Raw genomic sequence first — 21,125 nt, 5'->3', positions numbered from 1 at the left:
TTCGATGATTGCCAGGGTTCCCTTGATTGCCAGACTGCTGAAGAGCGGCGCCAAGTTGGAGGACGGATCGATTGTCGTCGAAGGCGCCCGCAAGGCGACCGGTGGCAAGGGCAGGACCCGCATCGTGATGACGATGGCGGTGTTCTTCGGCATCTATTCGACCATCACCGGGCGGCTGATCTATCTGGGTTTTCAGAATCCCGACCTGTCCGGCGGCCCGCAGAGCCGGGTGACGGCGTCTCGGCCCGACATTGTCGACCGCAACGGCGAAGTGCTGGCGACGGACATCAAGACGGCGTCGCTGTTTGCCGAACCACGCCGCATCGTCGACGCCGACGAGGCGATCGAAAAGCTGGCGACGGTGCTTCCCGAAATCGATTACGAGCAGACCTACCATAAGCTGAAGAGCGGCGCCGGCTTCGTCTGGCTGCAGCGGCAACTGACGCCCAAGCAACAATCGGATATCATGCAGCTCGGTGTTCCCGGCTTCGGCTTCCGCACCGAAAAGCGTCGCTTCTATCCAGCCGGCGAAACCTCGTCCTACATTGTCGGGCTCACCAACATCGACAACCAGGGCATCTCCGGCATGGAGAAATACATCGACGAACAGGGGCTGAGCGACCTTCAGGCGTCGGGACTTGCGGTGGCCAAGGATCTGAAGCCGGTGCGGCTCTCGATCGACCTGCGCGTCCAGCATATCGTGCGTGACGAGGTCGCCACCGGCATGGAGAAATACCGCGCAATCGCGGCGGGCGCTGTCGTTCTCAACATCAAGACCGGCGAAGTGATGGCGATGGCCTCGGTTCCGGATTTCGATCCGAACAACCCCTACAATGCGCAGGAAAAGGACCGCTTGAACCGCATGTCGGCCGGCCTCTACGAAATGGGCTCGACCTTGAAGAGCTTTACCACCGCCATGGCGCTCGATTCCGGCAAAGTGACGCTGGAAAGCCGTTTCGACGCTTCGCGTCCGATCAGGATCGGCCGTCAGACCATCCATGATTTTCATGGCAAGGCCCGGGTGCTGTCGGTGCCCGAAGTGTTCATCTACTCGTCCAACATCGGTTCGGCCAAGGAAGCCGAAGCGGTTGGCATCGAGGGGCACCGCGAATTCCTGCATCGCCTGGGGATCCTCGAGAAGATGCAGACGGAACTGCCGGAGGTCGCCCGCCCGACCGAGCCCAAAGTCTGGAAGCAGGTCCATTCGATCACCATCGCCTTCGGTCACGGTGTGTCGACGACGCCGCTGCAGACGGCGGTCGGCTGCGCCGCGCTGATGAATGGCGGCTATCTGATCGAGCCGACCTTCCTGACGCGCACCCAGGACCAGGCGATGTCGGTGGCCAAGAAAGTGGTCAGCGACAAGACATCCGAGAGCATGCGCTATCTCTACGCACTGAACGCCGAGAAAGGGTCAGGCAGGAACGCCAGGGTTCCAGGTTATCGCGTCGGCGGCAAGACGGGAACGGCCGAGAAGGTTGTCAACGGCCGCTACTCAAAGGACAAGAATTTCAACGCCTTCGTTGCGGCTTTCCCGATGGACGATCCGCAATACATCGTGCTCACGATCGCCGACGAACCGAAGCCGGAAAAGCCCGGCATGGGTGCGACGGCCGCCTCGAATGCGGGCGCCATGGCTGCAAACATCATTCGACGTTCGGCTTCCATGCTTGGCGTGAAGCCAGATTTCAGCCATGAAAATGGCGCAACGCTGGTTTCCTATCAGTGATTCTTAGGGCGCGCCGGCAACTGCGCGCTATTTTGTTGCGATGAACGGGGTTCGATGAAGCTGAAAGATCTAGCCGGTATCCTGCCTGTCGAGGGGACAGCTTCCTTCGATACGGAGGTTACCGGGATTTCGTCGGATTCCCGCCAGGTAAGACCGGGCGTGGTCTTTTTCGCGCTCACCGGTACCAAGGCGGATGGCGCGGCCTATGCCGCCGATGCCGCCAGCCGCGGCGCATCAGCGATCGTGGCAGGCAAGGGCAGCGCCATCGCCGGACTGCCGGTGCCCGTTCTCGCCGTCGACGATCCGCGCCTTGCGCTGGCGCTGAGTGCCGCCCGCTACTTCGGCAGGCAGCCGCAAACCATGGTCGCGGTGACCGGCACCAGCGGCAAGACATCGGTCGCGGCTTTCACCAGGCAGATCTGGGAGCAGTCAGGCCTCGCTGCCGCTTCAATCGGCACGACCGGCGTGGTGGCGCCGGGCCGCAACGAATATGGCTCGCTGACCACCCCCGACCCGGTAGATCTGCACAGGCTGCTGGCGGAACTGGCGGATGCCGGCGTCACCCACGCATCGATGGAAGCCTCCAGCCACGGCCTCGACCAGCGCCGGCTCGACGGCGTGAAGCTTGCAGCCGGCGGGTTCACCAATCTCGGTCGCGACCACATGGACTACCATCCGACGGTCGAGGACTATCATCGCGCCAAGCTGCGCCTGTTCGACACGCTGCTGCCGAAGGGCGCGCCGGCCGTCATCTTTGCCGACGATCCATGGTCAGAGCCGACGATCCAGGCGGCGAGAGCGGCGGGATTGAATGTGCTGACGGTTGGCCGTCATGGCGAGTTCCTGAGACTGAAGCGGGTCGAGCACGAGCGCCACCGCCAGCGTGCCGAGGTCGAGGTCGATGGCATTCTCCACGAGGTCGACCTGCCGCTGGCCGGGGATTTCCAGATAGCCAATGCGCTGGTTTCGGCGGGCCTCGCCATTTCTACTGGAACGCCTGCCGCCAAAGCCCTGATGGCGTTGGAGAAATTGAAGGGCGCGCCGGGTCGGCTGGATCTTGTCGGCACCACTGTCAACGGTGCGCCGGTCTATGTCGATTATGCGCACAAGCCGGACGCGCTGGAAAACGTGTTGGCTTCGGTACGGCCGTTCACCACCGGTCGCGTCATCGTCGTGTTCGGCTGTGGCGGCGACCGCGACCGGGGCAAGCGTCCGATCATGGGCGAGATCGCCACGCGGCTCGCCGATGTCGTCATCGTCACCGACGACAATCCGCGCTCGGAAGTGCCCGAAACGATCCGCGCCGCGATCCTTGCCGCCGCACCCGGGGCCGTAGAGATCGGCGATCGGCGCAAGGCGATCCACGAGGCAGTCGCCATGCTCCATGCCGGCGACACGCTGATCGTGGCTGGCAAGGGGCATGAGGAAGGCCAGACCGTCGGCGCCGAGACGCTGCATTTTTCCGACCATGAGGAAGTCCGCTCCGCGCTCCAGGAGCGCGTCGCATGAGCTTCCTGTGGACCTCCGAGGATCTCGTCGCCGCCATGGGCGGACGACCGCTCGGGCCGATGCCGGAAGGTATTAGCGGCATCTCGATCGACAGCCGCAGCCTTGAGCCGGGCGATGCTTTCTTCGCCATCAAGGGCGAGGCGATGGACGGCCATGATTTCGCGACCGCCGCCATCAAGGCCGGCGCCGGCGTGCTGGTCGTCGCCGAGGGCAAGCTGCCGTCGCTCGGACGGCTGACGGCGCCGATGATCGTCGTGCAGGACGTGCTGGCCGCACTGGAAAAGCTAGGGCTGGCCGCACGCGCGCGGTCCAGCGCCAAGATCATCGCGGTAACCGGTTCGGCGGGCAAGACCACCACCAAGGAAGCGCTGCGCCATGTGTTGTCCGCGGTCGGCAAGGTGCACGCATCGCCCCAGTCTTTCAACAACCACTGGGGTGTGCCGCTGACGCTGGCGCGGATGCCGGCAGATTGCGACTTTGCGGTGTTCGAGATCGGCATGAACCATCCCGACGAGATCCGGCCGCTGGTCAAGATGGTCCGGCCGCATGTCGCCATCATCACGCTGATCGCGGCGGCTCATCTCGGCTTCTTCCGCAATCTGGACGAGATCGCCAAGGCCAAGGCCGAGATTTTCGAGGGGCTGGAACCGGACGGCGCCGTTCTTCTCAATCGCGACGACCCGCGTTGGAAGCTTCTGGACAAGATGGCGAGAGCCGCCGGCGTCGAGCACATTTACGGGTTTGGCGAGAATGCCCGCGCGACCTTCAAACTGCTCAAATGCGCGCTGCATGCCGATCATTCGGTCATCGCCGCCAAGATCGGCGGACAGGAAATCACCGCCAGGGTAGGCGCGCCGGGCCGCCACATGGTGCAAAATGTGCTGGCCGTGCTGGGCGCCGCGCACCTGGTCGGCGCCGACATCGCCAGGGTGGCGCTGGCGCTGGCCGATCTTTCGGCCGAACGTGGACGCGGCAAGCGCCATGTGTTGCGCCACCCCAGGGGTTCGATCACGTTGATCGACGAGAGCTACAACGCCAATCCGGCGTCGATGAGCGCTGCAATGGCGCTGCTCAACGCGACGCCGGTGTCCGGCGAAGGCAGGCGCATCGCGGTGCTCGGCGACATGCTCGAGCTCGGCGACCACTCGGCGAAGCTTCACGCAGCCCTTGCCGATCTCATCGTCGGCACCGAAACGCGCACGGTCTTTCTCGCCGGCCAGGAAATGCGGGCGCTGGCCGATATCCTGCCCGGTGAGATCAAGACGGAGTATCGCGCCGGCGCCGAGGATCTGAAACTGGTCCTTCTGTCGGCCCTGAAGCCTGGCGACGTGGTGATGATCAAATCGTCGAAAGGCATCGGGTTTTCCAAGCTGGTCGACGCATTGCTCGGCAGATTTCCGGCTGTAGCCGCAACCACCAAACAGACCTAGAGCCAGGTCCGGGGGCCGAATCGCATGTTCACACTGCTCGTCGAATTCGCGGACAAGATCTCGGTCTTCAACGTCTTCCGCTACATAACTTTCCGCACCGGTGGCGCGCTGATCACAGCGGCGCTGATCGTCTTCATCTTCGGGCCAGCTATCATCAATTCGCTGAGGCTGCGGCAGGGCAAGGGCCAGCCGATCCGCGCCGACGGGCCGCAGACGCATTTCAAGAAAGCCGGCACGCCGACCATGGGCGGGCTGATGATCCTGTGCGGCATCATCGGCTCGTCGCTTTTGTGGGCGAACCTGTCCAGCATCTATGTCTGGGTGGTGCTGCTGGTGACCCTGGGGTTCGGCTCGATCGGCTTCTACGATGATTATCTCAAGGTGACGAAGCAATCGCATCTCGGCTTTTCCGGCAAGGCGCGGCTGGCGCTTGAATTCGTCATCGCCGGCATCGCCGCCTGGGTGATCATGCACAACGGCCAGGCGCCGTTCTCGTCATCGCTGACTTTTCCTTTCGCCAAGGAGTTTCTCGTCAATCTCGGCTGGTTCTTCATCCCGTTCTCGTGCTTCGTCATCGTCGGCGCCGGCAATGCGGTGAACCTGACCGATGGCCTCGACGGGCTGGCGATCGTGCCGATCATGATCGCGGCGGCGTCCTTCGGCGTCATCGCATATCTGTCCGGTAACGCGGTGTTCGCCGAATATCTGCAGATCCATTTCGTGCCCGGCACCGGCGAATTGGCGGTGGTCCTCGGCGCGGTGATCGGCGCCGGCCTCGGCTTCCTGTGGTTCAACGCACCGCCGGCGGCGATCTTCATGGGCGATACTGGCTCGCTGGCCCTGGGCGGCCTGATCGGCACGGTCGCGGTTGCCACCAAGCACGAGATCGTGCTGGTCATCGTCGGCGGCCTGTTCGTCGTCGAGATCCTGTCGGTCATCATCCAGGTCGGCTACTTCAAGATGACTGGCAAGCGCGTGTTCCTGATGGCACCGATCCATCATCATTTCGAAAAGCTCGGCTGGACCGAAAGCCAGGTGGTGATCCGCTTCTGGATCATCGCCGTCATCCTGGCACTGGTCGGCCTGTCGACCCTGAAGCTTAGATAGGAGGCCGCGTGATCCCCGCCGTATCCTTCGCAGGCAAGCGCGTTTCGCTGTTCGGGCTCGGCGGCTCGGGGATCGCCACGGCGCGCGCGCTGATCGAGGGCGGAGCGGACGTGCTGGCCTGGGACGACAATCCCGGCAGCGTCGCCAATGCCGCGGCCGTCGGTATTGCGACCGGCGACCTGCGCGGCGCCGACTGGGCGAAGTTCTCAGCCTTCGTGCTGTCGCCCGGCGTGCCGCTGACGCATCCGAAGCCGCACTGGACAGTAGAGCTCGCGCGCGCTTCGGGCGTCGAGATCATTGGCGACATCGAGCTGTTCTGCCGCGAGCGGACGTTGCTTGCGCCGGCAGCGCCGTTCATCGCCATCACCGGCACCAACGGCAAATCGACGACCACGGCGCTGACGGCGCATATCCTGAAATCGGCCGGACGCGACACGCAGATGGGCGGCAATATCGGCCGTGCGGTGATGACGCTCGATCCGCCGGAGCCCGGGCGGCACTATGTCGTGGAATGCTCGTCCTACCAGATAGACCTGGCGCCCTCGATCAATCCGACCGCCGGCGTCCTGCTCAACCTGACGCCCGATCATCTCGATCGTCATGGCACGATGCAGCACTACGCCGCGATCAAGGAGCGGCTGGCGGCCGGCAGCGAAACGGCCATCGTCGGTGTCGATGATTCCTGGTGCGCCCAGCTCGCTGACCGGCTGGAGCGGGCAGGCCGGCACGTCATCCGCATTTCCAAGCGCCTGCCACTGACCGACGGCTATTTCGCCGACGGCACCGATCTGATGGAAGCGGTGCATGGCCGGTATAGCCGCGTTGCCTTTCTCGAAGGCATCGGCTCGTTGCGCGGCCAGCACAATGCGCAGAATGCGCTGGCCGCCGTCGCCGCCTGCCTCAAGGTCGGGCTCGATCTGGGCGAGATCCAGTCGGGGCTGGAAAGCTTTCCCGGGCTGGCGCACCGCATGGAGCAGGTCGGCCGCAAGGACCATGTGCTGTTCATCAACGATTCCAAGGCGACCAATGCCGACGCGGCAGCGCCCGCGCTGTCGAGCTTTCCGCGCATCTACTGGATCGCCGGCGGGTTGCCGAAAGAGGGCGGCATCGAGCCGTTGCGCGGCCTCTTTCCGCGCATCGCCAAGGCTTATCTGATCGGCGAGGCTGCACCAGCCTTTTCGGCGACGCTCGGCGAGGCGGTGCCCTACGAGATATCAGGCACGCTGGCCGCGGCAGTCGAGCATGCCGCAAGCGATGCGGCCAGGGATGATAACAACGGCGAGGTGGTGGTGCTGCTTTCGCCGGCCTGCGCCAGTTTCGACCAGTTCAAGAATTTCGAAGTGCGTGGCGAAGCCTTCAGGCAAGCTGCGAGCACTATTGATGGCGTGAAGCTCATCGGAGGGACACGGTAATGCAAAGTCGTCTCGACAAAAGCCCGGTTGCCACTTGGTGGTGGACGATCGATCGCTGGTTCCTGGCTGCGTTCCTGTCGCTGATGGGGCTCGGCATCGTGCTGTCCTTCGCGGCAAGCCCGGCAGTGGCCCAACGCATCGGCCTCGACAGTTTCCACTTCGCCACACGTCAGATTATCTTCACCATTCCCGCACTTGGCGTGATGCTGGCCGTCTCCTTCCTGGAATCGCGGCAGATCAGACGCATGGCGCTGGTGATGCTGTGCGCCACGCTGTTCCTGATGGTGGCGGTGCTCTACATCGGCGTCGAGGTGAAGGGGGCGCGGCGCTGGGTGTCGCTTGCCGGCCTGTCGATCCAGCCGTCGGAATTCCTCAAGCCGGCGTTCGTCGTCATCTGCGCCTGGCTGTTTGCCGAACACAAGCGTCAGCCCGATATTCCCGGCAATCTGTTCGCCATGCTGCTGCTAGCCCTCGTCATCTCGCTGCTGGTGGCGCAGCCCGATTTCGGCCAGACCATGCTGGTGCTCGGCACCTGGGGGGTGATGTTCTTCATGGCCGGACTGCCATGGCTGTGGATCATCGCGCTGGGCGCCGCCGGCATCAGCGGGGTGTTTGCCGCCTATACGGTGTTCCCGCATGTCGCCGGCCGCATCGATCGTTTCATGACCGGCGAGGGCGATACGTTCCAGGTCGACATGGGCCGCGATGCGCTGATCAATGGCGGCTGGTTCGGCGTCGGGCCGGGTGAGGGCACCGTCAAGCGGGTCATACCCGACAGCCATGCCGATTTCGTCTTCTCGGTGGCCGGCGAGGAATTCGGACTGATCATGTGCTTCTTCATCATGACCATCTTCGCCTTCATCGTGCTGCGCGGGCTCAGCACCGCGCTCAAGGAGCAGGACGATTTCACACGCTATGCGGTTGGCGGCCTGGTCACGGTTTTCGGTCTGCAGTCGGTCATCAATATGGCCGTCAATCTGCAGCTGATGCCGGCCAAGGGCATGACCCTGCCGTTCATCTCCTATGGCGGCTCCTCGCAGATCGCCATCGCAATCTCGATGGGCATGGTGCTGGCGCTGACGCGCAGGCGGCCGGAAAAGCGCAAGCAGCTGGGCTTCGCACCGTCGCAGCGCGCCATGCCGGCGGAGTGAAATGTCGAGGGGCGTTATCCTACTGGCGGCCGGCGGCACGGGTGGGCATCTCTTCCCGGCCGAGGCGCTGGCGCATGAGCTGATCAGGCGCGGCTGGACGGTGCATCTGGCCACCGATGACCGTGCCGAGCGTTTTGCCGGCCAGTTTCCGGCCACAGGCATCCATCCGATCCAGTCGGCGACCATGAGTTCGAAAAATCCTTTTGCCGTGCTCGCCGCCTTCTGGAAGATCTGGGGTGGCGTGCGCCAGGCATCCGCCGTCATCGGCCGGATCAAGCCAGCCGTCGTGGTTGGTTTCGGCGGCTATCCGACGCTGCCGCCGCTCTATGCGGCGACGCGGCGCAAGGTGCCGACGCTGATCCACGAGCAGAACGCGGTGATGGGGCGCGCCAACCGGGCGCTCGCCGGCCGCGTCGATGCCATCGCCGGCGGGTTTTTGCCGGAAGATTCAAGCGCTGCAGGCGCCAAGACGGTGACCACAGGCAATCCGGTCAGGCCGCAAGTGCTTGAAGCGGCAAAGACGCCTTACACGGCCTCGACCGGAAACCAGCGCTTCCGGTTTCTGGTGTTCGGCGGCAGCCAGGGCGCTCAGTTCTTTTCCGATGCCGTGCCGGCGGCGGTTGGACTGCTTTCCGATGCACAACGCAAGCGGCTTGATATCACGCAGCAGGCCCGCGCCGACGATGTCGAGCGGGTGAAGGCGGCCTATGCCGCCCTTGGCGTCGAGGCTGAGGTGTCGCCCTTCTTCACCGACATGGCGGCGCGCATCGCGGCGTCGCATCTGGTGATGTCGCGGTCCGGTGCATCGACCGTATCAGAAATCGCGGTGATCGGCCGGCCGGCGCTGCTGGTGCCCTATCCGCACGCGCTCGACCACGACCAGGCGGCCAATGCCGCGGCATTGGCCGCGGCAGGCGGCGCCGAAGTGCATCAGCAATCTTCGCTTTCGTCCGAGCGTATCGCTGTGCTCGTCGGGGCGCTGATGGAGGATCCACAGCTGCTGACCACAATGGCAGCGGCGGCGAAATCGGCTGGAAAACCGGACGCGGCACGGTTGCTCGCCGATCTGACAGAGGCTATTGCGTCGAAGAAAAGCGTATCGGACTTCAGGAAGGAGACGCACGCATGAAGATGCCGGAGACGATCGGTCTTGTGCATTTCATCGGCATCGGCGGTATCGGCATGAGCGGCATCGCCGAAGTGCTGCACAATCTCGGCTACAAGGTGCAAGGGTCCGACCAGGCCGACAGCGCCAATGTGCAGCGGCTGCGCGACAAGGGCATCGAGTGCTTTGTCGGCCATCACGCCGATAATATCGGCGATGCCGAAGTGGTTGTTGTCTCGACGGCGATCAAGAAATCCAATCCGGAGCTGAAGGCCGCGCGCGAGAAACTGCTTCCCATCGTCCGTCGCGCCGAGATGCTGGCCGAACTGATGCGCTTCCGCCAGGCGGTGGCCATCGGCGGCACGCATGGCAAGACGACGACGACCTCGATGGTGGCGACGCTGCTCGAAGCTGGCGGGCTTGATCCGACCGTGATCAATGGCGGGATCATCAATGCCTACGGCACCAACGCCCGCATGGGCGACGGCGAATGGATGGTGGTCGAGGCCGACGAGAGCGACGGCACGTTCCTGAAGCTGCCGGCCGAGATTGCCGTCGTCACCAACATTGATCCCGAGCATCTCGACCATTACGGCTCCTTCGACAAGGTGCGCGAAGCCTTTCGCCAGTTCGTCGAGAACGTGCCGTTTTACGGCTTCGGCGTCATGTGCACCGACCATCCGGAGGTGCAGGCGCTGGTCAGCCGCATCGAGGACCGGCGCGTCATCACCTATGGCGAGAATGCGCAGGCCGATGTGCGTTTCACCAATCACCGGATGGACGGCCCGACCTCGGAATTCGACGTGGTGATCCGCGACCGCAAGACCCGCGGCCAGTCGACGATATCGGGCCTGCGCCTGCCGATGCCCGGCCGTCACAATGTCTCTAATGCGACCGCGGCGATCGCCGTCGCGCATGAGCTCGGGCTTTCGGCCGAGGCAATCAGGAAGGGCCTGTCGTCCTTCGCCGGCGTCAAGCGGCGCTTCACCCGAACCGGTTCGTGGAACGGCGTCGAAATATTCGACGATTACGGCCACCATCCGGTCGAGATCACGGCGGTTCTGAAGGCGGCGCGCGATGCTACTAAGGGCCGCGTCATCGCCATTGCGCAGCCGCACCGCTTTACCCGGCTGCATGATCTGTTCGACGAGTTTTCCGTCTGCTTCAACGATGCCGACACAGTGATGGTGGCGCCGGTCTACGCGGCAGGCGAAGAGCCGATCGACGGGGTGACGTCCGACGCATTGGTGTCGCGCATTCGCGCCGGCGGCCATCGCGACGCGCGCTACATCGAAGGGCCGGCGGCGATTGCACCTGTTGTCCGCGACCTGGCGAAACCGGGCGATTTCATCGTCTTCCTCGGCGCCGGCAACATCACGCAGTGGGCTTACGCGCTGCCCAAGGAACTCGGCGGGACGGCCTCATGATGCGCGGCCAGGCATTGATCGACAAGCTTGGCGGCCGGCTTGCCGGCCTGCGCGGCCGCATCACGCCCAATGCCGAGATGGACAAGATCACCTGGTTTCGCGCCGGCGGACTTGCCGACGCACTGTTCCAGCCGGCCGACGAGGACGATCTCGCCGCGTTCCTTAGAGCGGTGCCCGAAGAGATACCGCTGACCATCGTCGGCGTCGGCTCGAACCTGCTTGTCCGCGACGGCGGCATTGCGGGCTTCGTCATCCGGCTTTCGGCCAAGGGCTTTGGCGAAGCCGAAGTGATTGCGCCGACCACGATCAAGGCGGGGGCTGCCACGCCCGACAAGCGCGTTGCGGCCGTTGCCTACCAGGCCGGTATCGGCGGCTTTGATTTTTACCACGGCATTCCGGGCGCCATTGGCGGCGCGCTGAGGATGAACGCCGGCGCCAATGGCGCCGAGACGCGCGAGCGCGTCGTCGAGGTGCGGGCGCTCGACCGCAAGGGTAATGTGCATACGCTGAGCAACGCCGATATGGGCTACGCCTATCGCCATTCGGCAGCACCCGCCGGGCTGATCTTCATATCGGCCGTGCTCGAAGGCGTTTTGGAAGACAAGGCCGCGATCAAGGCGGCGATGGATGCTGTCCAGCACCATCGCGAGACCGTGCAGCCGATCCGCGAAAAGACCGGCGGCTCGACCTTCAAGAATCCGGAGGGCACCTCGGCTTGGAAGGAGATCGACAGGGCGGGGTGTCGGGGACTGATGATCGGCGGCGCGCAGATGTCGCCGATGCATTGCAACTTCATGATCAACACGGGAACCGCGACCGGCTACGACCTCGAATATCTTGGCGAGACGGTGCGCACGCGTGTGCTCGAAAACTCGGGCATCCGGCTGCATTGGGAAATCAAGCGCATCGGCAATTTCCGGTCGGGGCACGAGGTCCAGGAGTTCCTGGGACAGTTGCTGTAAAGACTCACAACACAGTTTTCGCTGCCGTTTTTGCGGAAAGTGAATCTCTCGGAATCGTAAGGACTTGCCAGCGAATCAACTCTCTGATTCTCTGCCCTGAAGCGTTTCCTGATTTGAGTCGTTTCGACGCGTTACCAGCGTTTTCCGTCCGGGGGCAACCTACGGGAGACTCTGGAAGCGATGTTGCGAAAATCATGGGAGCAGAGACTGCTCCGAGCGTTTGAGTGTGTGGCCCTTTCCGGGTCGTGTGAGATGCAGACCCGCCGTGAGAGGGCCCGCCGTGAGAGGGAATGACGGGAAATGAAAAGCAAGCACGTGGCCGTCCTCCTGGGTGGATTCTCGTCCGAGCGGCCCGTGTCTCTGTCTTCGGGGAATGCCTGTGCCGATGCGCTCGAGAAGGAAGGCTACCAGGTCACTCGCGTCGATGTCTCGCGCGATGTCGGATCGGTGCTTGCCGAGCTCAAGCCTGATGTTGCCTTCAATGCGCTGCACGGCCCTTTCGGCGAGGACGGCACCATCCAGGGCATCCTCGAATATCTTGCCATTCCCTACACCCATTCCGGCGTGCTCGCTTCGGCGCTGGCGATGAACAAGGAGCAGGCCAAGAAGATCGCCAAGTCTGTCGGCATCGCGGTCGCGGAATCGAAGGTGGTCAACCGCTTCGCCATCCAGAACAAGCATCCGATGAAGCCGCCCTATGTCGTCAAGCCGGTCAACGAAGGGTCGAGCTTCGGCGTCGTCATCGTGCATGAAGGGCAGTCGCATCCACCGCAGGTTATCGGTTCGTCCGACTGGAAGTATGGCGATACCGTCATGGTGGAGCGCTACGTGCATGGACGGGAATTGACCTGCGCGGTGATGGGCGACGTGGCGCTCGGCGTCTGTGAGATCATCCCGACCGGCCATTCCTTCTATGACTATGATTCAAAATATGTCGCGGGTGGATCAAAACACGAATGCCCTGCAAAAATTTCACCGAATATTTACCAAAAAATACAGACACTGACGCTCAAGGCTCACCAAGCTATCGGCTGCCGGGGCGTTTCCCGGTCGGACTTCCGTTATGATGATCGACACTCCGAGAACGGCGAAATTGTCTGGCTCGAAGTCAACACTCAGCCGGGCATGACGCCGACATCCTTGGTGCCTGAAATCGCTGCGCAGGCGGGACACTCGTTCGGCGATTTGTTGAGTTGGATGGTGGAGGACGCTTCGTGTCTGCGTTGAGGTGGGGACAGGGCAAGGGGAAGGGCGCGGCCGGGCCGACGCTGTTCGGCGTGTCGTTGTCGTTCGACCATTTCGTGCTGCCGCGTCTGCTTCGCCGGCCGGCGCGCGTGCTTGCGCGTCTGGGCGAGGACGACTTCGAGGTGCCGCCGTTTTCCGCAGCCATCCTGTCGGCGGCGCTGCTCGTATCGGGCAGTGCCTATGGCGCCTATCTCGGCGGACATGTCGACGGTATCGTCCAGGGCATTACAGCCCGCACCGGGTTTGCCGTCGACCAGATCAAGGTGGTTGGCAACCGCGCAACCTCAGAGATCGACATTCTCGACAGGATGCAGCTCGATGGCTGGACGTCGCTGATCGGCTTCGATGTCGAAGCCGCGCGGGAGCGCATAGCCACGCTACCCTGGGTCGAGGTTGCGGCGGTGCGCAAGGTCTATCCGCACACGCTGGAGGTGCGCATCGAGGAGCGAGAGCCTTTTGCGCTCTGGCAGCAGGGCAGCGAGCTTTCCGTCATCGAGCGGTCCGGCGCCGTGATCGCGCCATTCTCCGGCGGCAAGCAGGCGCTGCTGCCGCTGATCGTCGGCACTGGCGCGCCGGCCAAGGCGCCGGATTTCCTGGCCAGGGTCAAGAAATATCCAGAGCTTGCTGCGCGGGTCAAAGGCTATATTCGCATCGGCGAACGGCGTTGGGACCTGAAGCTGGAGAACGGCATCACGGTCAAGCTTCCTGAGGATGGCGAGGACCAGGCGATCGCCGATCTGGTCAGGATGGACCACGAGAACGGGCTGCTGACGCGCGACATCGCCGCCGTCGACATGCGCCTTTCCGATCGCCTCGTCGTCCAGTTGACGCCGGAGGCGGCGACGCAGCGCCAGGCCGCGCTCAACGAGAAGCCGAAAATGCCGAAGCGCAAGGCGGAGACGAAAATATGAGCTGGCTTGGCGGCAACAGCGATGCCTCGTCGCGCCGATCCGGCATCATGACGGTGCTGGATGTCGGCTCGAGCAAGGTCTGCTGCGTGGTGGCCAAGCTCAAGCCACGCGAGGACGGCAATCTGCTGCGCGGGCGCTCGCATCGCATCCAGGTGATCGGCATCGGCCACCAGAAATCGCAAGGCGTGAAATCGGGCGTCGTCATCGATCTCGACAGGGCCGAGCACGCCATCCGCCTTGCCGTCGATGCTGCCGAGCGCATGGCCGGCCTGACCGTCGATTCACTGATCGTCAACATGACGGCCGGTCGGCTGAAGAGCGAAAGCTTCTCGGCAACCATCAATCTCGGTGGCCATGAGGCCGACGAGGCCGACATCAAGCGCGTGCTTGCCGCCGGCGCCAAGCAGGCGCTGCGGGCCGAGCGCGAGGTGATCCATTCGCTTCCCGTCGGCTTTTCGCTGGACGCCGAGCGCGGCGTGCGTGATCCGCGCGGCATGGTTGGCGACCAGCTCGGCGTCGACATGCATGTGCTGACGGGTGACGCGGCGCCCTTGCGCAATCTGGAGCTTTGCATCAACCGTTCGCACCTGTCGGTCGAGCGCATGGTGGCGACGCCCTATGCCAGCGGGCTTGCCGCACTGGTCGACGACGAACTCGAAATGGGCGCAGCCTGCATTGACATGGGTGGCGGCACCACGACGATCTCGGTCTTTTCGGAAGGCAAGTTCGTCCATGGCGACGCCATCGCCATCGGCGGCAACCATGTGACGCTGGACATGGCCAAGGGCCTGTCGACCTCGCTCGACGCCGCCGAGAGGCTGAAAGTGATGCATGGCTCGGCGCTGCCAGGCAGTGCCGACGACCGCGATCTGGTCTCGATACAGCCGATCGGCGAGGATGGCGAGATGCCGCTGCAGATACCGCGTTCGGTGATGACACGCATCATCCGGGCGCGCATCGACGAGACGCTCGAATTGTTGCGCGACCGGCTGAACAGGTCCGGCTACGGCAACGCCGTCGGCAAGCGCGTCGTGCTGACCGGCGGCGCCAGCCAGCTTTCCGGCCTGCCCGAGGCGGCGCGCCGCATTCTCGGACGCAATGTGCGCATCGGCCGCCCGCTCGGCGTGGCGGGGCTGCCCGAAGCGGCCAAGGGGCCGGCTTTCTCGACGCCGGTCGGGCTTCTGATCTATCCGCAGATGGCGAATTTCGAGAGCCATCCGGCGAAAGGAATTTCTGGTCTCAGGATGACCGGAACGGGCGGAAAACTGCATCGAATGAGTCAGTGGTTGAGAGACAGTTTTTAAATTGACGGGGACAGCCCCATAGGCGGCCGCAGCGGCGAAGCGGCGGGAAAGGCAAAGGACGGAGACAATGACCATCAATCTGCAGAAGCCGGACATCACCGAGCTCAAGCCGCGTATCACCGTGTTCGGTGTCGGCGGCGGCGGCGGCAATGCCGTCAACAACATGATCACCGCCGGCTTGCGCGGCGTCGAGTTCGTGGTGGCCAATACCGACGCGCAGGCGCTGACCATGTCCAAGGCGGATCGCCTGATCCAGCTCGGCGCGCATGTCACCGAGGGCCTGGGTGCGGGGTCGCAACCGGAAGTCGGGCGCGCGGCGGCGGAGGAATGCATCGACGAGATCATCGATCATCTCTCCAACACCCATATGTGCTTCGTCACTGCCGGCATGGGCGGCGGCACCGGCACGGGGGCCGCGCCGGTCGTTGCACGTGCTGCCCGTGAGAAGGGGATTCTCACTGTCGGCGTCGTCACCAAGCCGTTCCATTTCGAAGGGCAGCGCCGCATGAAGACGGCGGATCTGGGCATCGAGGAATTGCAGAAATGCGTCGATACCCTCATCGTCATCCCCAACCAAAACCTGTTCCGGCTGGCCAATGACAAGACGACCTTCGCCGACGCTTTCGCCATGGCCGACCAGGTGCTCTATTCCGGCGTCGCCTGCATCACCGACCTGATGGTCAAGGAAGGGCTGATCAACCTCGACTTCGCCGACGTCCGCTCGGTCATGCGCGAGATGGGTAAGGCGATGATGGGGACGGGCGAAGCTTCCGGCGAGGGCCGCGCCATGGCCGCCGCCGAAGCTGCGATCGCCAACCCGCTGCTCGACGAGACCTCGATGAAGGGCGCCAAGGGCCTGTTGATCTCGATCACCGGCGGCCGCGACCTGACCCTGTTCGAAGTCGACGAGGCGGCGACCCGCATTCGCGAGGAGGTCGACCAGGAAGCCAACATCATTCTGGGAGCGACGTTCGACGAGGATCTCGAAGGCGTCATTCGCGTCTCGGTGGTTGCTACCGGCATCGACAAATCGGCGGCTGAAATCGCCGCCGCGCCGATCGCCATCCGCACGGCTCCGCCAAAGCCGGTCAGTCGCCCGGCCGTTCCGGTCACGGAAAGCCGTCCGGCGCCTGTCCAGCAGGGCGGGTACGAGCCACGCGCTGCCGATCCTGTAGCCGAGGCGATCCAGCTCGCCGAGGCGAATGCCGCGGCGATGGCGCGTCCCGCGCCGGCTGCCCAGACGGAAGACTTCCGCCCGCAGAGCAAGATCTTCCAGGCGCCGCCGGCCCAGCCGCAGCCGATGGTGCAGCCAGTGGTTCAGCAGGTGATGCAGCCTGCGCCACAGCGCGAAATGCTTCAGCCGGCAGCCGCAGCACCCCAGCGCATGCCGCGCGTCGAGGACTTCCCGCCGGTGGTGAAAGCCGAAGTGGAAGCCAAGGGCCGCCCGGCCGACCATGAGAACAGCGGACCGATGGGGCTGCTCAAGCGCCTGACGAACGGCCTTACCCGCCGAGAAGAGGAGCCTGCACGGCTGCAGCCGGCGCAGCCGCGCGAGCCGAAACTGCGCCAGGCGGCACCCGAAGTGCGCCGCCTTGCCAGCCAGGACCCGCAGCTTTACGCGCCGCGCCGCGGCCAGTTGGATGACCAGGGCCGACTGACGCCGCAGAGCAGGGCTGTCCAGGAAGACGATCAGCTGGAGATTCCGGCATTCCTGCGACGCCAGGCCAATTGACCTGTTAACGGTCGGTAACAGTTGTTAACAGGCAGACAAGAAATTGTTTGCCTGTTAATGTTAAAAGCAATGGGAAAACAGAGCTTTACGAGACCATGCCCGCTCCGGATTGCGGTTACAGATAGTAAGAAACCGTGATTTGGAGAGTTTCTGCCGGAACACTATCTTCGCCCCGAGCAATGTCGGTTTGCTGGGATTCGGGGGAAGTACCCTGCCTGCCGATCAAAGAGCCGCGCCCTCGGGCTCATGAAGCGGACTTAGGCAGTATGGGCTATGGGGTTTGTTTTGCACGACTATCAGACGACACTTAAATCGCGTGCGACGCTGACCGGTACCGGCGTTCACAGCGGCAATTCTGTTACCGTTCATTTCCTGCCGGCAGACGCTGATACGGGTGTCGTGTTCCAGCTTTCGAATGGAAGCGAGGGCCGTGAGTTCCGTGCGCTCGTCTCGGAAGTTGGTGCCACCGATCTCTGCACGATGCTCGGCGACCCGGCAGGTGAGCATATCGCCACCGTCGAACATCTGATGGCCACGCTTTTCGGGCTTGGCATCGATAATGTCGTCATCGAGATCGACGGCCATGAGGTTCCGATCCTTGACGGCAGCGCCATGGCATTCGTGGAGGCAATCGACCAGGCGGGCATCGACACGCTGCCGGTCAAGCGCCGCTATATCCGTGTCGTCAAGCCGGTTCGCATCGAGAACGGTGCCTCCTGGGCGGAGTTCAGGCCCTATGACGGCACGCGCTTCGAGATCGAGATCGATTTCGAAACCCCGGCGATCGGCCGTCAGCTCTTCGCATCCGACATGAACGCCGACATTTTCCGCCGCGATATCGCGCGGGCCCGTACCTTCGGTTTCATGAAAGATGTCGAGCGGCTGTGGGCAGCCGGCTATGCGCTTGGCTCCTCGCTGGAAAACTCACTGGTGATCGGTGACGACAACCGCGTGATCAATATGGGAGGCTTGCGCTATCCCAACGAGTTCGTGCGCCACAAGACGATGGACGCCATGGGCGATCTGGCGCTGGCCGGCGCCCGGTTCATCGGCTGCTTCCGTTCATATCGCGGCGGTCACAGGCTGAACGCGGCAGCGTTGCGCCGCCTTTTATCGGACCGTTCGGCGTTCGAGATCGTCGAGACGACACGCCGCGAGCGCGGTCGTACGGCCGATATGAGCGCCGTCTATGCGTCCGTTTACGCGCCCTGGATGATCTGATTCTTAACGTTTTTCGGGTTTTATAGCCGCCGGCCTGTGTTGCATGAATGCATCATTGGCCGGCGAAATCATGTAAGTGCGCGGGCCGCGCCAAGCCGCCACAAAAATGTGCGATTGGCCGGGGATAGCGTTGCCGGGCACGGCGGTTATGGTTTATGGCTGCTGCCCCAGAGCGAATGACGACTGAAATGACGCCGAAAGGGCGGAATCCAATCATGTTTTTCAAGCGAATTGGTCAATCGAAAGCGCCGCATCGGTCTGTTTTCCTGGCGCTTTCGGTGGTTGTTCCATCGCTGTTCCTGTCGGCCTGCATGTCGTCCGAGAAGGATGTCGACTTGTCGACCTATGTCGAGCAGACCGAGCCGGCCGACGTTCTCTACAATCAGGGCCTCGCCAACCTGAATGCCGGGCGCCTGCAGGAGGCGAGCCGCAAATTCAGTGCGGTCGACCGCCAGCATCCCTATTCGGAATATGCCCGCAAATCGATGGTGATGGGCGCCTTTGCCGACTATCGCCAAGGCAATTACAGCGAGGCGATCGGCTCGGCCAAGCGCTATCTCACGCTGTATCCTTCGACCGACGACGCCGCCTATGCCCAGTACATCATCGGGCTGAGCTACTACCGGCAAATCAAGGACGTCACTCAGGACCAGAAGGAAGCGCGTCAGACCGTGCAGACGATGCAGGATCTGGTGACGCGCTGGCCCGATTCCGAATATGTCGACGACGCCAAGGAAAAGATCCGCTTCGCCAACGACCAGCTCGCCGGCAAGGAGATGCAGATCGGCCGCTACTATCTCGAGCGCCGGGAATATATCGCCGCCGTCAAGCGGTTCCGCAACGTGGTGGAGACCTATTCCAACACGCGCCATGTCGAGGAGGCGCTCGCGCGCCTTACCGAAAGCTACTATGCGATGGGGCTGACATCGGAAGCGCAGACTGCCGCGGCGGTGCTCGGCACCAACTATCCCGACAGCGTGTGGTATAAGGATTCCTACAAGCTCCTGCAGACTGGTGGGCTCGAGCCGCGCGAGAATGCCGGGTCGTGGATCGCCAAGGCCGGGAAGCTGATCACCGGCGCCTGAGCGGCGCGTCACCATGCTTTCCAGACTGTCGATCCGCGATATCGTTCTGATCGAGAAGCTGGACATCGACTTCTCGTCCGGCCTTTCGGTGCTGACCGGCGAAACCGGCGCTGGAAAATCCATCCTGCTCGACGCGCTGTCGCTGGCGCTTGGCGCCCGCGGTGACGCTTCGCTGGTGCGGCATGGCGCGGCACAGGGCCAGGTCATCGCCGTGTTCGACGTGCCGCGCAACCATCCTGCCCGCATGCTGCTTGCCGACAACGCTATCGAGGACGATGGCGACATCATCCTGCGCCGCGTGCAGACGGCAGACGGCCGTACCCGCGTCTTCGTCAACGACCAGCCTTCGAGCGTGACGCTGATGCGCGACGTCGGTCACGCGCTGGTCGAGATCCACGGCCAGCATGACGAGCGTGCCCTAGTCGATCCCGGTGCCCATCGCGAATTGCTGGACAGTTTTGGCGGCCATCTCGGCGCGGCCCGGGCGACCGGCGAGGCATGGCGGCACTGGCGGGCCTGCGAGCAGGAATTTTCGCGACACCGCGCCAAGGTGGAAGCGGCGGCCCGCGAGGCCGACTATCTACGCGCCGCGGTCGCCGAATTGACGAAGCTCGATCCCCAGCCCGGCGAGGAAGCCGACCTAGCCGAATTGCGCGCCTCGATGATGCGGGCGGAAAAGATCGCATCGGAAATCCACGACGCACAGGATGTGCTCTCGGGCCCGTCCTCGCCCCTGCCGCAACTCGCCAGCCTGTTGCGGCGACTGCAGCGCAAGGTGACCGAGGCGCCCGGCTTGCTCGAAGACGTGGTCAAATCGCTCGATGAGGCGATGCTGTCGCTCGACGCGGCACAATCGGGGGTCGAAGCGGCACTTCGCGCCACCGAATACGATCCGCGGAGGCTGGAGCAGGCCGAAGAGCGGCTGTTTTCGCTGCGTGCCGCCTCACGCAAGCACAGTGTGGCGGTCGACGATCTGGCGCAACTGCGTGACACGATGGTGGCCGATCTCGCCGACCTCGACGCCGGCGAGGAGCGCCTGCATGGGCTGGAGAAGCAAGCCGCCGCCGCCCGCGAGACCTACGACATTTCCGCGGCACAGCTTTCGTCGCTTCGCCATGCGGCGGCGGTCGGATTGACCAAGGCGGTGATGGCCGAACTGCCGGCACTCAAGCTCGAACGGGCCGCCTTCATCGTCGAGATGGCAAGTGAGGCCGAGAGCCGCATGGAAGACGGCATCGATCAGGTCGAGTTCTGGGTGCGCACCAATCCCGGCACAAGGCCGGGGCCGATGATGAAGGTCGCTTCCGGTGGCGAACTTTCACGGTTCCTGTTGGCGCTGAAGGTGGCGCTGGCCGACCGTGGCTCGGCGCCGACCCTGGTCTTCGATGAAATCGACACTGGGGTTGGCGGCGCGGTTGCGGACGCTATAGGCCAAAGGCTGGCGCGATTGTCGAAGCGCGTGCAGGTGCTTTCGGTCACCCACGCGCCGCAAGTGGCGGCGCGTGCGGCGACGCATTTCCTGATCTCCAAATCCGGCAGCGCCGACCGGGTTGCGACCGGTATCGCCGAGATGGACCGGGCAGCGCGTCAGGAAGAGATCGCGCGGATGCTGGCTGGAGCGACGATCACCGACGAGGCACGCGCGGCGGCCGAGCGTCTGCTGCGGGAGAACACCGCAGCATAGCGGAACTCACGCTCGGCGTTATGGATCGAGTCAGGATGTGGCTCCATGCTGCTGTTCCGGAATGATTTTCTCACGATCTGGCTCCCTTGCGGGAAAATCCTGATCTATTGT

At 63.6% G+C, this 21,125-nt stretch carries 16 protein-coding genes; all 16 read left to right on the top strand.

The window, feature by feature from the left end; translation table 11 throughout:
* Positions 1–4: 4 nt before the first annotated feature.
* The 16 genes from EN885_RS21625 (at position 5) to recN (ending at position 21,014) form a co-directional block, all read left to right on the top strand.
* On the top strand, positions 5–1,729 hold the full coding sequence (locus tag EN885_RS21625; RefSeq protein ID WP_206616835.1) for a penicillin-binding protein 2: 1,725 nt from the start codon (positions 5–7) through the stop codon (positions 1,727–1,729).
* Between the two features lie 54 nt (positions 1,730–1,783).
* Positions 1,784–3,238 (top strand): UDP-N-acetylmuramoyl-L-alanyl-D-glutamate--2,6-diaminopimelate ligase, encoded by a 1,455-nt coding sequence (locus tag EN885_RS21620; protein ID WP_127206002.1) that lies wholly within the window; start codon positions 1,784–1,786, stop codon positions 3,236–3,238.
* Entirely contained in the window at positions 3,235–4,668 is a 1,434-nt protein-coding gene (locus EN885_RS21615) for a UDP-N-acetylmuramoylalanyl-D-glutamyl-2,6-diaminopimelate--D-alanyl-D-alanine ligase (protein ID WP_128243168.1), read from the top strand. Before EN885_RS21620 ends, EN885_RS21615 begins: the two co-directional genes overlap by 4 nt.
* 24 nt (positions 4,669–4,692) lie before the next feature.
* A complete protein-coding gene (gene mraY, locus EN885_RS21610) occupies positions 4,693–5,775 on the top strand; it encodes a phospho-N-acetylmuramoyl-pentapeptide-transferase (RefSeq protein ID WP_095483331.1) in 1,083 nt (360 codons plus the stop codon).
* Positions 5,776–5,783: 8 nt separating this feature from the next.
* Positions 5,784–7,187 (top strand): UDP-N-acetylmuramoyl-L-alanine--D-glutamate ligase, encoded by a 1,404-nt coding sequence (gene murD / locus EN885_RS21605; protein WP_128243167.1) that lies wholly within the window; start codon positions 5,784–5,786, stop codon positions 7,185–7,187.
* A complete protein-coding gene (gene ftsW / locus EN885_RS21600; protein ID WP_128243166.1) occupies positions 7,187–8,338 on the top strand; it encodes a putative lipid II flippase FtsW in 1,152 nt (383 codons plus the stop codon). Before murD ends, ftsW begins: the two co-directional genes overlap by 1 nt.
* A 1-nt stretch (position 8,339) precedes the next feature.
* Entirely contained in the window at positions 8,340–9,467 is a 1,128-nt protein-coding gene (gene murG / locus EN885_RS21595) for an undecaprenyldiphospho-muramoylpentapeptide beta-N-acetylglucosaminyltransferase (protein ID WP_128243165.1), read from the top strand.
* Positions 9,464–10,870: a UDP-N-acetylmuramate--L-alanine ligase gene (gene murC / locus EN885_RS21590; RefSeq protein ID WP_127205060.1), complete on the top strand. Its 1,407-nt coding sequence runs from the start codon at positions 9,464–9,466 to the stop codon at positions 10,868–10,870. The genes murG and murC overlap by 4 nt, the downstream gene beginning before the upstream one ends.
* Positions 10,867–11,832: a UDP-N-acetylmuramate dehydrogenase gene (gene murB / locus EN885_RS21585; RefSeq protein ID WP_128243164.1), complete on the top strand. Its 966-nt coding sequence runs from the start codon at positions 10,867–10,869 to the stop codon at positions 11,830–11,832. The genes murC and murB overlap by 4 nt, the downstream gene beginning before the upstream one ends.
* 300 nt (positions 11,833–12,132) lie before the next feature.
* Complete coding sequence (locus tag EN885_RS21580; protein ID WP_128243163.1) at positions 12,133–13,059, top strand: D-alanine--D-alanine ligase; 927 nt, start codon at positions 12,133–12,135, stop codon at positions 13,057–13,059.
* A complete protein-coding gene (locus tag EN885_RS21575) occupies positions 13,047–13,988 on the top strand; it encodes a cell division protein FtsQ/DivIB (RefSeq protein WP_127205063.1) in 942 nt (313 codons plus the stop codon). Before EN885_RS21580 ends, EN885_RS21575 begins: the two co-directional genes overlap by 13 nt.
* Positions 13,985–15,292, top strand: a complete 1,308-nt coding sequence (ftsA, locus tag EN885_RS21570) for a cell division protein FtsA (RefSeq protein ID WP_095483339.1) — start codon at positions 13,985–13,987, stop codon at positions 15,290–15,292. The genes EN885_RS21575 and ftsA overlap by 4 nt, the downstream gene beginning before the upstream one ends.
* A gap of 67 nt (positions 15,293–15,359) precedes the next feature.
* Positions 15,360–17,024: a cell division protein FtsZ gene (gene ftsZ / locus EN885_RS21565; protein ID WP_128243162.1), complete on the top strand. Its 1,665-nt coding sequence runs from the start codon at positions 15,360–15,362 to the stop codon at positions 17,022–17,024.
* Positions 17,025–17,297: 273 nt separating this feature from the next.
* Positions 17,298–18,245 (top strand): UDP-3-O-acyl-N-acetylglucosamine deacetylase, encoded by a 948-nt coding sequence (gene lpxC / locus EN885_RS21560; RefSeq protein ID WP_128243161.1) that lies wholly within the window; start codon positions 17,298–17,300, stop codon positions 18,243–18,245.
* Positions 18,246–18,460: 215 nt separating this feature from the next.
* A complete protein-coding gene (locus tag EN885_RS21555; RefSeq protein WP_128243160.1) occupies positions 18,461–19,330 on the top strand; it encodes an outer membrane protein assembly factor BamD in 870 nt (289 codons plus the stop codon).
* Positions 19,331–19,343: 13 nt separating this feature from the next.
* Positions 19,344–21,014: a DNA repair protein RecN gene (gene recN, locus EN885_RS21550; protein WP_128243159.1), complete on the top strand. Its 1,671-nt coding sequence runs from the start codon at positions 19,344–19,346 to the stop codon at positions 21,012–21,014.
* Positions 21,015–21,125 lie beyond the last annotated feature (111 nt).

The organism is Mesorhizobium sp. M6A.T.Cr.TU.014.01.1.1, assembly GCF_004022765.1.
Lineage (GTDB): Bacteria > Pseudomonadota > Alphaproteobacteria > Rhizobiales > Rhizobiaceae > Mesorhizobium > Mesorhizobium mediterraneum.
Note: the sequence above shows the minus strand (reverse complement) of the source record. Positions and strands in the feature narration are given on the sequence as shown.